10 protein-coding genes are annotated in these 12484 nt (G+C 50.2%); all 10 read right to left on the bottom strand.

Annotated features, from left to right (window positions below; all coding sequences use genetic code 11):
• Positions 1-133: 133 nt before the first annotated feature.
• The 10 genes from H70357_RS09025 to H70357_RS08980 all read right to left on the bottom strand — a co-directional run bounded on the left by H70357_RS09025 (position 134) and on the right by H70357_RS08980 (position 12484).
• Positions 134-919: a class I SAM-dependent methyltransferase gene (locus H70357_RS09025; protein WP_038588125.1), complete on the bottom strand. Its 786-nt coding sequence runs from the start codon at positions 917-919 to the stop codon at positions 134-136.
• A gap of 29 nt (positions 920-948) precedes the next feature.
• Positions 949-2013, bottom strand: coding sequence for a LacI family DNA-binding transcriptional regulator (locus H70357_RS09020; RefSeq protein WP_038588122.1), 1065 nt, complete (start codon positions 2011-2013; stop codon positions 949-951).
• Between the two features lie 45 nt (positions 2014-2058).
• Entirely contained in the window at positions 2059-3366 is a 1308-nt protein-coding gene (locus H70357_RS09015) for an ABC transporter substrate-binding protein (protein ID WP_081965748.1), read from the bottom strand.
• Positions 3367-3382: 16 nt separating this feature from the next.
• The gene (locus tag H70357_RS09010) at positions 3383-5266 is read right to left on the bottom strand and encodes a sensor histidine kinase (protein WP_038588116.1); all 1884 of its coding nucleotides are present in this window, start codon (positions 5264-5266) and stop codon (positions 3383-3385) included.
• 249 nt (positions 5267-5515) lie between these two features.
• Positions 5516-7735 (bottom strand): methyl-accepting chemotaxis protein, encoded by a 2220-nt coding sequence (locus H70357_RS09005; protein WP_038599062.1) that lies wholly within the window; start codon positions 7733-7735, stop codon positions 5516-5518.
• A 259-nt stretch (positions 7736-7994) separates the two neighbouring features.
• Positions 7995-9326 (bottom strand): peptidase U32 family protein, encoded by a 1332-nt coding sequence (locus H70357_RS09000; protein ID WP_038588114.1) that lies wholly within the window; start codon positions 9324-9326, stop codon positions 7995-7997.
• A gap of 266 nt (positions 9327-9592) precedes the next feature.
• The gene (locus tag H70357_RS08995; RefSeq protein WP_038588111.1) at positions 9593-10525 is read right to left on the bottom strand and encodes a peptidase U32 family protein; all 933 of its coding nucleotides are present in this window, start codon (positions 10523-10525) and stop codon (positions 9593-9595) included.
• A 130-nt stretch (positions 10526-10655) separates the two neighbouring features.
• Positions 10656-11702 (bottom strand): endolytic transglycosylase MltG, encoded by a 1047-nt coding sequence (gene mltG / locus H70357_RS08990; protein ID WP_231578398.1) that lies wholly within the window; start codon positions 11700-11702, stop codon positions 10656-10658.
• A 172-nt stretch (positions 11703-11874) separates the two neighbouring features.
• Positions 11875-12183 (bottom strand): DUF1292 domain-containing protein, encoded by a 309-nt coding sequence (locus H70357_RS08985; RefSeq protein ID WP_038588108.1) that lies wholly within the window; start codon positions 12181-12183, stop codon positions 11875-11877.
• Positions 12176-12484, bottom strand: coding sequence for a DUF1292 domain-containing protein (locus H70357_RS08980; RefSeq protein ID WP_038588104.1), 309 nt, complete (start codon positions 12482-12484; stop codon positions 12176-12178). The genes H70357_RS08985 and H70357_RS08980 overlap by 8 nt, the downstream gene beginning before the upstream one ends.

Genomic DNA, 12484 nt, shown 5'->3' with positions numbered 1-12484 from the left:
ATGCCTTCTAAATTGCCCCAATAACCTCTCTTGGTTTCAGGCCAAATTATACAGGTGGCGGAACAGCGCAAAAAGAGAAACTATACTTGCATTTTTTCCTGTTTTTTGAGATTTGAGCAGACTTAGTGCCAACTTACACCGCTGCGCGAACGATGTAATTATCCAAGGTTGCCTGCAACCCTTGGGATGACTGGTGCTGATTGAAGATCCGGCTGATCTCAGGCATACATTGCAACACCATTTCGTGAACCGCAGGTGTCTGGCCAAAACAGCGCAACCGCACAATATCCAGCGGCTCATGAAAATACTGCTCACTCGTAACAATCTCGATTTCAGCGCTTGTAAATCCGCTTGCCTCGAGCCGTTGATTGATCTTGTCCAGTACCGGAGTTCCTTCCGGCTGAGGTGCAAACAGCCCGGGAAAGAGCCTGGACAGCTCTGGCGACAAACGGTCGCCGGGATGGAGAGCAAGCAGCCTCCCGCCTTTAGTGAGGATTCTCGTAAGATCGGAGTATGCGGAGGTCGGGCCTTTACGGTTGTAAGCACAATCAAATTGTCCGTCTTCGAAGGGAAGCTTGTGCTTGGTATTGGCCGTAACAAAAGAAACATTGGAGAGGGCTCTGTTGTTGGCCGATTCAATAAAATCAGCAGTGACATCCAGCCCGACAATTTGCTTCACCACAGGACTCCAGCGAATCGTAAAATCCCCGTGGCCGCAGCCGATATCGAGCACTCTTTGCCCTGGCACCAGCCCTGCAACCTCCTCGGCGAACATCGCCTCCGCATCGGGCCCCGTGATCGTGGAATTCCAGGGGTACGTATATTTCCCCGTCGCCCCTCCCAGTCCGGCATACCATTCAAATGAATGCGGCAGTCTCCAATCCGGGTGTTCTGTCGGATCTGCTAACGTCTGGTTCATTCCATCTCCTCCTGTCTTCATCGCATTCCCTAGCTCTGCGGTCCGGCCGCTGAATCCCGGTGGACGATATCCGCAGCGATCAGAATCTTCTCCAGAGGTGCTGACGGATTATGAATCCGGTTCAGCAGCTTCTCCACTGCCGCCCGGCCCATTGCCTCCTTGGGTACATGCACAGTAGTAAGCGGCGGAACACCTCTTGTTGCATCCTCGATGTTGTCAAATCCCGTAACCGAGATATCGCCTGGTATGGAGAAGCCTTCTTCCTTCAGCGCCTCGCTGACTGTGAGCGCGATGAAATCATTGGCGCAGACTAGCGCAGTCGGCATGGTTTTGGCTTTTTTCCGCTTCGCCATCCATTGGTTAAACTGCTCTTGAATGATTGCGTCATCCATACCTTCCAGCTGAAGCATCTCGTCATCACCGGCAGGGGGCTTCAATTCACTCTCTTCCAGGGCGCTGCGGAAGCCGATCCAGCGGTCCCGGAAGCTGCGCGAGTAGCGGATATTACCGATAAAATGCAGCAGCTTATGCCCAGTTGCCATCAGGTGGTTGCTCAGCCGGTTCATGGAATCAGTATTGTTGGCGAATACTGTATCACTCGGAATTAGCGGATCTTCATGATCAATCAGCACCATCGGCAGTCCGATACGGTGCACCTCCAGCAGCAGCGAGGTAGAAATCTGTCCTACCCCAAGCAGGCCGAGAAGACCGTTCGGGTTCAAAATATTGACGAAATTATCTGCACGGTGCTCGGAAACAATCACCATTCCGAGGCCTTCCTGATCCAGTGCAAGTGCGATACCGTCAACAATTTTGCCCCAATAGAGGGAATCCTGAGTCTGTGAACGGATATTGGGCATCAGCACCAGCACCGACTGCTTATTCCGGTCGCTCCCTGAGCCCTGGGAGGAACGTTTTATATTTTGCACGTATGCATTCTTCTGTGTGAAATAGCCAAGCTGTGAAGCAGCCTGGATTACCCGCTCTCTGGTTGTTTCGTTGACGCCGCCCTTGCCTGAAAGCGATTTGGAGACGACAAACTTGGATACACCGAGATGATCGGCAATTTTCTGCATGGTAACCTTTTTAGCCATATGAAAACCCTCCAAAATAATCTTGATTTATAAAACAATTCCCGTTTATGGCTGCGGAGAAGCCTGCTGCCCCTGACGCGCTTCCTTCCACTTCTCATTCAACATGTCAAAAGACTGCTGTAAATCCGGCGCGGCAAGCAGCTCCTGAATATAATCTCCTGACCAGAACGACAGCTTCGCCCGGTTCGCCATCTCTATGAAGGCATCACTTTGCACCGTAGCCTCAACCAACCGGGGATTGTAGGAGAGAAACTCGCGGAATGGCTCCATAGAAGGCTCTGCAGCTCCCTCAGGAGGCAGGAAGCCCCAGTCAGCCGTGTAAGAGGTCTCTTTTACAAAATACTCTACCCAGGCCATGGAAAGCTCCTTATGCTTGCTGAATTTGCTGACTCCAATGAACCAGTCCGGATTGAGCGGAGCATAATGTTCACTGCTATTATCATACGGAAACGGGAAGAATCCGATATCCCCTTCAGAAGCACCGGCATCCAGCACCTGGCGGATCGTCCAGTTTCCGAGCAGATACATGCCGACCTCCCCCTTCGCCAGCTTGGTCTTGGAAATCTCCCAATTGTTTGAGAACAGCTCGTCCTCCACATAACCCCTGTCTATTATCGTTCTGGCAATGGACAGAGATTGCCCCCATGCATTATCAATCTGCCACGGGCTGTCCTCATGAACCATGTTGTTCATGTATTCGGGATCACCGGTCATAAAATTGACCATATTATTTCCCCATTCCCGCAGCGGCCAGACGGCTCCGTAATTTAAGTAGACGGGGGTAATTCCCGCCGCCTTCAGCTTGGCGCAGGCTGCGTAGAATTGTTCAAGGGTCTGCGGAATTTGCGTAATGCCCGCCTGCTCGAAAGCCCGCTTGTTATAGACGATTCCACTGGTTGTCGTACCTGTAGATAATCCGTACCTCTTGCCACCGTAAGTAGCGAATGTGGTGAATCTTTCCTGGGCGGACATTTCATTATCCAGCGGCTCAAAAAAAAGCTCAAGCTCTTTCGCCGGCAAATTAACAGGCAGCAGCAGAACATCCCCGGCGTCCTTGGTCGATAATCGGACGAGAATGTCGCTCGCATAATTGGACAAGCCTTCGAATTCCACATTAGCTTCCGGATACTTCTTTTTAAACTGGTCGGCATATCCTTTGAAGGTTCCATTCTCAATCAGATCGATTCGATTCGTCAGCATGACAATCGTGCCTGATAAACTGGATGCGCCCCCGTTTACGGCAGCTGATGCAGCAGGCTCCTTGCTGTTGCTGCGATTCTCGCAACCCGCTGACAGCAGCAGCAGAACCAGCAGCACCGTTTGTACAGGCCAATGCATTTTAATCCTCTTCAAGGTGTTCCCCCCTCTCTTAGCTCTCGCCATCCGTCCGTTCGCTTGGCTCCAGCAGTGGCAGGGATAAGATTACATCCGTCCCTTTCCCGGCCTCACTGAACACTTCAATGCCGTAACCCGCACCATAATGCAGCTGTACACGCTGGTGCACATTTTTCATACCGATTCCTCCATTGATGCTTTTCTTTCGAGGTGTCTCGCGTTTCAGACTGTCATTGAGCTTGTCCAGCGTGTCCTGATCCATACCGCAGCCGTCATCGCTGATATGAAACAGCAGCTTATGCTCCGTAATCTCACATTTAATGCTGAGATGCATCTGCGGCTTGCTGTCATCCAATCCGTGATAAGCAGCGTTCTCTATGATCGGCTGGAAGACCAGCTTAATGATGGAGTATTCGTTAAGCTCCTCCGGGACATCGATCTCCAGCAGGAAACGTCCGGGATAACGGCTGCCCAGCAGCTCTACGTAGTTGCGCACATATAGCAGTTCCTGCTTCATCGTCGTTTTGCCGGTTAATTCACTCGTGCTGTAACGCAGCAGCTTGCCCAGTATGGAGATCATGTCGGCGGCTTCCACATCGTCATTAAGCTCTGCAGTCATGCGTATAGACTCCAGTGTGTTATAGATGAAGTGAGGATTGATCTGGCTCTGCAGCGCCTGTAGCTCCGCCTCCTTCTTCTGCTCTTCAATCCGGTAGATATCCTCGATCAGCTGCCTGATCCGAGCAAGCATCCGGTTGAACTGGTGACCCAGCAGGCCAATTTCATCCCGGCGTTTGACTCGGAAGGTGACATCAAGATCGCCGTTCTGCACTTTTTTCATTAGCTGAATCAATTGAGTCAACGGTTTGGTCAAAGCAAAGGATAAAATAATCGAAATAATCAGCGCCAGCACAATGATAATCAGCGTTGCAGCAAAGGTCACATTGCGGGTCAGCTTCACATCACGGGTCAACTCATCGACCGGAATGGAGATAATCACCTTCCAATTGGTCTTGGAGGAGCTTGAATATATATTCAGCCTATCCCTGCCGGACACCGTATCGTAGAAGCTCCCGGCGCTGCCCTGCGCCTTACGGTACAGCAACGTGTGTGAAATATCCGTCGTCAGCAGCTTCTGATCGCTGTCATACACAACTTTTCCGTTCTCATCCACAATTAATGACTTGCCGTGCGTAACCTTATCCAGTTCGGCAACTTGGTTTTCCATGTTGCTGATATTGGCATCCACCGCGATCAGTCCGATTGGATTCCACAGGCCGTCGACAATTTTACGAACAACCGTAAACGCATAACGGGTGCTTTGCAGATTGCTTGTGTATGCCTGAGTGCCGAAAAGCAGTGCTTCCCCGCTGGAATACTTGGCCTGCTCGCTCCAGAACTTGTAGCTTTGCTTCAGATCCAACCGGACGCCTCCGTCTTTGGCCGAATAATAACCGTTGCCATAGCCGTCAAAAATATACACGGAATTCGTGCCCCGTTTGATATTGTTGATGAAGGATATATTTCCTTCGATCCCCCGCTGTATAGACAGCAAAAGATCAAAATCACCGGGTGCAATCGAAGAACTGTCCGTCTCGCCCGTCATGCCCTGCTTCTGCTCATAATAACGGTTCGAGCGCAGCAGGTTCTGCTTGATATCGTTTACATAAGCGGGCATGGATGAGATTCGTTTCATATCCTCTATGTAGTCATCAATCCCGTCCATCATTTGATCAATCAGCTTTTCTGAATAAGCAATGGTATTATACTCGATGGACTTGGAGTAGCTCTTGAAGCTGATTACACTGATAAAAGAAAGCGGGAGTGTAATGATAATCAGAAAGACGAGGAGTAGCTTGCGTTCCATGCTCATATCCCCGATAAAGGACCACCAGTTGTATTTGCGTTTACCCTTCATACGGCCCTTCTCCTTCAATGGCGTTTACCTAACTTTTCTTATATTCATAACAATTTGCCTAACAAAATCATTATACGTGTTAGTGTGTGGTTGTACAAGAAGATAGCACGCAAAGTTCCAAGTTAACTTCAAAGATTGTTTCCATAGCCCTTTGCCAAAGCATTGAAACCTGTTAAAGCGGAATAAGGCCGCTTCTTCCTGTGGAAGAAACGGCCTTATCGGCTCAAAAACCTGCGTAACTCTAATGATTTATTTGATGGTAAACAGCGCCAGCTTATCCTTCAGCTGAGTTGAAACGCTCTCCAGCTTGCCTGACAGCGAAACGAGGTGATCGCTCACGTTCTGCTGCTCGCTGCTGAGTGAGGCTACCTCTTCCGAAGTGGCCGAGGATTGCTGCGCTACCGCACTTACGTTGCCCATGGCATCCGACAGGACACCTTGGGAATGATTGAGGCTTCCAATGGCTCCGGTCACTGATTCGAGGCTTGTAATGAAATCCTCCATCTGTCCCTTAACCGATACGAAGATATCGCTTGTGCTCTTCACCGAACTCATCTGCTGCTTGAAGAGCGGTGCAACTTCGGACAGCACAGTTACTGTCTCGTTCATTTCAGCCATGATTTTATCGGTAATCCCGGCTACAAGGGCAATGGACTGCTTGGATTGATCCGCCAGCTGCCGGACTTCCCCAGCCACGACCATAAATCCGCGGCCTGCTTCGCCCGCTCTTGCTGCTTCAATGGTTGCATTCAATGAGAGAATGTTTGTCTGCTGTGTAATGTTCTTCATCACATCAAGCACTTTGATTACAGAGAATACCGTTTCTTTCAAATCGTTGACACGATCCACCAGTGCGGTTGTCATCTCTCCGGTACGGCCTGTCTGCTTCAGCAGCTCTTCCAGTTGCTTCGCTCCGTGTCCGCTGGCTTCACCGACACCACGGGCCGCCTCATCCATCTCGGCATTGGCAGCGATAACGCTCTGCATCTGCGTAGCGATCAGATCCGTCAGTTCATTGCCGCGTTCAGCTTCCAAAGCCAAACTTCCTGCACCACCGGCGATCTCTTCCGTAGCAGCGGCAATTTCCTTCGCGGAAATGGCAGTCTTGCGGGAAGCTTCACCAAGCTCACCAGCAGTATCCAGCACTTCACGGGCTGTGTCCGTTGTCTGTGCAACCAGTTCTGTAATCCGTTCCATCATTGTATTGAAGGAGGCCGACAGTTCGCCGATCTCATCCTTAGATACGTATTCGGTACGCACGCTCAGGTCACCTTTTGAACCTTCAACCATAAGATCCTTCAGGCGTGCCAGCGGTTTGGCGATCATCTGGACCATCCAGAACCCTAGCACTACCGCGAGCGCGGCTGCGGCAAGCGCCGCCAGATAAGTCGTGAACAGAATCGGACGTGCTGCCTTCACCAGCTCGCCGGTAGGCACCACTCCGGTCAGCTTCCAGTCAGCCTTGGTCAAGGGATTATACACTGCCAGCACATCCTTGCCGTCGGCATCACTGGCTTCCTGACTTGCGTTGTTGCTCTTGCTCTCCTTGATGAAGGCTAGCTCTGAAGCCACCCCATCATCAGCAGGTACATTAGAAGCGACTACTATACCATCCGGGTCCACAAGCTGAATCCGTGAGCCGTCTCCGAGGGAAACCGTTTTGAAGGCTTCCTCCAGCAGTGTGTTTTTCAGTTCAAGCATGATTACATAGCCTGAATTGGAACCCATGTTTTTGAGGGATCTTACCATCGCGATATTTTTCCCTTTATCACCTTCAATGGCCGTCGAGAACCAGTAGTTCTGGGATGCTTTGGTTTCCTTGGAGTAATAATATTCATATTCCTGAGTACGGCCTACAACCGTCTTATACCAATCCTGATCTCTTATTCCATCCATTTTCAGTCCGGAGTTGCCGCTTGTAATTACACTATAGTCCGCTGACTGCGGAATCAGTGAAATAGCTACAATGTTCGAATCCGTTGTCGTCTGGCTGGATAGCTTCTTGCTTATTGAATCGGTAGCTACAAATTTATCATAATTGGAACTTGCGGAAGCCAAATCCGTCAAATCACTTTGCATTTTCGAATCAAAATACAGTTGCAGTGCCAGATTCTCATACTGTTTGATAAGAATATCAAGCTTATCAGAGGTCTGGATAATGGTCTGCCGGTTAGCTTCTGATACATTATCTTTAATCGTATTCTTGGCCTTGTTATAGGACAACAGTCCCAAGAGCAGTACCACAATAACAATTGAAGACAAGAAAATCAAAAACAGCTTGACACCAACTGATTTCAGCGGGTTGACCCTTTTCACCTGACGCACCGAAGTATGTAGTACCCCCTTAAGGGTTACCTTGTCGCGCACTTTCTTGACCTTACTTTTGCTTGCTGTCTGTGTTTCACTTGTGCGGTTTGTCTCTGCTTTTTGTACTGTCACCGGTTTCTTCTTGTTCTTCCCCACTCTCATCCTTCTCCCTTTCTGCTGTTCTCCTCTTTTTTCACGCTCGGGAGCCCCCATTACCATCACCTACCAATTAGTTTAGAAGATGTATGTAAGCGTTCACGGAATATATATCGGCATATTGGGTCTTTTTTCTTAGTTTTCTTTACAAATTCCCAGAGAATATTTTATATTTCCTAAGAATATCCCGAATTTTGGCGGGAGCGCAAAAAAAAGAGATGCTCTTCAAAAAAATAAGAGCATCCCTTGTAAATAAATAATAAAATTATTTTCTCTTCCGCATCATATCGAAATAAGCTACCGGCTGGTCTACCTTCATGCGGACACGCTGAAGCGGGTGGCGGGCAACGTCAAGCCGGTTGCCTTCTTCATCCCACAGCTCTCCGACGGTCTGCTTGAAGAAGGTGTTGTCCGGGCCGAAGAACTCCACTTCCTGCCCCGGCTTGAAGTTGTTGCGCTGCTGAATTAGAGCCATGCCGCTTTCGGCATCATACTCCAGCACCAGTCCGGCAAAATCATAAGGAGCCGCTTTTTCCTCCGGCTCATAGATATGATCCTCATGATCCGGGGTATCGTAGAAAAATCCGGTGTTCAGCGGACGGTTTGCCGCTTTTTGCAGCTCTTCCAGCCACTCCGGCTTCAGCTCATAACCTTCCGGATCGGCCATGTAAGCATCAATGGCCTTGCGGTAGGCGTTGACTACAGTCGCCACATAGTGAATCGACTTCATCCGGCCTTCAATTTTGAAGCTGTCAATGCCCGCCTCAATCAGTTCAGGAATGCTCTCCAGCATGCACAAATCCTTGGAGCCCATCGAGAACTGGTTATCCTCCGGCTGATGTAGTGGAAGCTGGGTTACACCGGGCTCAAGACGCTGCGGGGACGAAAGGGCTTCAGCCTGCTCTTCCTCAGATACCCAGGCACCTTCCGGACGGGCATCTTCGAACAGATCGTATTTCCAGCGGCACGACTGGCAGCAGCCGCCGCGGTTAGAGTCACGGTCCGTGAAGTGATTCGACAGCACGCAGCGACCGGAATACGAGGAGCACATGGCTCCGTGGATAAAGCTCTCGATCTCGATGTCCACATGTGCTTTGATCTCGGCAATCTCTTCAAGGCTGGTCTCACGGCCCAGTACTACACGCGGCAGACCTTCCTCTTTCCAGAAAGAGACAGCCTGCCAGTTCAGTGTGGACTGCTGGGTACTGAGATGCACCTCAAGGCCCGGCACCAGGCGGCGCGCGGTATCGACGATGGCCGGATCCGCTACAATAATGGCGGCAATCCCGGCTTCATATAGATTGCGCAGGTATTCTTCAATCCCGGCGATATCTTCGTTATGGGCATAGATATTGGTGGCAACAAATACCTTGGCCCCGTATTTCTTGGCGAATTCCACGCCCTCACGCATTTCTTCAAAGCTGAAGTTATCCGCTCCGGAGCGCAGGCCGTATTTCTGGCCTCCAATATATACTGCATCCGCACCATAATGCACGGCGAATTTCAATTTCTCCAGATTACCCGCCGGAGCAAGGAGCTCCGGTTTGTCCAGACGGTAACGTTTGCCCTTAAACTTAGGCTTTGTCATGGTTCCCATTCCTGTTCTCCCCTCCATATCTTTGCTGTATAAATAAACCTGAAAATCTTCCTTTTAGATATGAACGCAACTGCGGTAAGTGTTTGGACTTCCGGCCGCTGTTAGGTTTGGATTTCCTGATTTGAACCGTTAGCCACGGTAGAAATCCAAACCTAAAGGCGTACGCTATCGCTCCTACAGTTCCAAACCTTCCCTCCGTTACTCTATCTTTAAGGTTAGGCATTAAGTTCATTTTAAAATCAGCAAATCATTGCATTATTTATATTTTAATATACCTGTTCCTTGTAGAAAAAGCCGAATGTCAGTTCACGCTCAGGGTCCTGCAGCGCCCGGATTCCGTCCATCCATTCCTCCTGGAACGCATAACCTGCCGGATCAGCGGTGTAGAGGTCTATCGCATGGCGGTAAGCCTTAACTACAGCGGCATTGTAGGCAGCGGGCTTCAGCAGCCCTTCAATCTTCAGGCTGTGTACTCCGGCACCCAGCAGCAGATGAAGATCCTCCAGAATGCAAATATCGTCGGAACTCATAATATGTGTCCCGTTGACATCTTCATAAATCGGAAACTTCTCATTCTGGCGCTCTGCTTCAATCAGGAATAAGCCGCGCTCCTTGCCAAGGCTTCCGCCTTCACTCGGACGGCCTTGATGCGACATATAGCTCTCTACCAGCTTGCGTTTGGAATGATATATATTCGTCATCCCGTGGACGTGTACCTGGGCTTCGATCTCCAGCAGCGGCACCATATCGGTCATCTCATCCATATTCAATTCACGGGCCAGAACGACCCGCGATGCTCCCTTGCGGCCCCAATAGTTCGCTGTGGCATAATTGGTCGAGGTCATTTCCGCATTCCAGTGAAGCTTCATGCCCGGCGCTTCCTGCTTCACAGCCGCCAGCACCGCTGGATCTCCGAATTCAATGCCGTCAACGCCAAGCTCACCGATCGCCTTCACATAAGCAGGAAGCTCATCCAGCAGACGGTTCGTCATCAGCCCGCCAAGACCGGCATAGACCTTGCGGCCTTTGCCGTGAGCCAGACTAACGACAGCCGCTGTGTCCTCCAGCGAGAAATGTCCGGCAAGTCGCATGCCGAAACGGTCATCCCCGATGAGGAGCGCATCTGCCCCGGCATCCAGCAATACACGCGCTTCTTCCAAGGAAGCCGCCGTTGCCAGCAGCTCCGGTTTGTTATTCATGTTGATTCCTCCTAAATTCATCCGCCCAGCTCATCATCATTTATTTAAAATAGAGGGAGAATTCCCCCTCAAACCCTAAAACGCCTACTGGAATTCCTGGAACGGCAACAGTTCTCATTTTACAGGTTTCCTACTGATTTTGTTCACTTTTTTTGATATTGGCTAAATGTTCCTTGTAGGTCTTGCCAAACAGATGTCCCTGCGTGCCGTCTTTTTTGGTCACATAGAAATAGTACTCTGAGGCTTTCGGCGCAAGCGCAGCCTGAATCGATGCAAGGCCTGGACTTCCGATAGGGCCAGGTGGAAGACCCGGGTTCCGGTACGTATTGTACGGGCTTTCGACCTTCAGGTCCTTATTCAGCAGTCTTTCCTTCTGCTTGTCCAGCAGATACTGGACAGTTGCGTCGATCTCCAGGTTCTGGCCTTTTTTCAGCCTGTTATAAATAACACCGGCTACAAGCGGACGTTCTTCGTCCACAACTACCTCCCGCTCCACGAGAGAAGCTACGGTCAGCAGTTCATGCAGCGACAATCCGCGCTCCGCAAGCTGCGCCTGCCAGTCCGGAATACTGTCCAGCTTCTTCGTCAACTGCTCCAGCATGGCTTCAACAACCTCTTGCGGTGTACTGTCCTTGGCCAGCTCATACGTTTCCGGGAACAAATAGCCCTCAAGCCGGTGCCGTAAACTAGCGTCCTCGGGAATCTTCAGCGTATTTACCGCAGTCAGCCCCGCCCCCGAGTTCATCATTTTCAGAAACACATCAGCCGGCTGGTTCCAAGCCTCTGCAAGCTTCTCAGCTATCTGCTTCGCCGTGAATCCTTCGGGAATGGTGAACACCACCGTATCTTCCTTCACCACATCCCCGGCATTCAGCCGGGCAATCAGCTCATCATAGGTGTCCCCTGGACTTGCCGTATAGGTGCCTGCCTTGAAGCTTGACCCTTCTTTGACCCATTTCAGATATCCCCTAAAGAACATTCCGTTACGTATAATGCCGTTATCTTCGAGCAGGCTGGCGATTTCCGCACTCCCCATGCCCTTCTCTATCGTAAACGTGACGGCTGGCCCTGCAGGCTCTACCGGCTGCATGCCATTCCAGATATACCATGCTCCTCCCCCTCCTGCCAATGCCAGCAAAAGGATAATAATGAGCACAGCGCGGATTGCGGCTTTCAAATGTGACTCCTCACTTTCCGACTATAAAGTATAAAATTGTATTGTCTTAAATTCAACATAAATTTCATGAGAACGCTGCATCAACCTTTTATGGTCGTATATCAAGCAAAAAGAGCGCGGAAAATTCCGCCCTCTTCATGCTCAACATAATGTTGCATACAGATAAAGATGCTTATTCCGTGTCCTCTGCGGGAAAAGTCAGCTCATCGTACAGCTCGGAAATATCTTCCCACTCTTCATCGTCAACGATGCTCTCCAGCTCCGGAAGACCGTCAGGCGAAACTACAATCCGCAGAATCTCCTGCTCCGCGTCTTTTCCGGAACCGGTCAGCACCGCATATGCGCGGTCACCGACTTCAAACTCGGCAATAATATCGTAAACGGAAGATTTACCCTGCTCGTCTTCCAGTTCCACTGTTTCTCCGTATACTTCTTTGAGCTTAGATGTCCATACCGCTTGTTCGGCGGAAAAATCAGTCATTCTCGGCTCCTCCGTCCAATTCGTCTACCAAAGTATTGAAAGTCTCTTCAACAATGGCCCATTCTTCGTCATTCTCGATCATGAAGAGCTGCAGGTCGTCACCATCTTCCTCGTAACGGAACGCATACACCTCATCGCTCTCTTCATCCTCGGAATCGAGTGGAACCACCATCATATACTTTGCATCCGAACCGTCGACTTCAAACTTCATGATGACCTCAAATTCCTCTTCATTACCTTCCTCATCGGGAATATAGATAATTTCCGGTTCTTCTTCTTGGCCGATCTGCTCGTTTGTCAT

Source organism: Paenibacillus sp. FSL H7-0357, from assembly GCF_000758525.1.
Lineage (GTDB): Bacteria > Bacillota > Bacilli > Paenibacillales > Paenibacillaceae > Paenibacillus_AQ.
The sequence above is the reverse complement of the archived record's forward strand: the minus strand, read 5'-3'. Positions and strand labels throughout refer to the sequence as shown.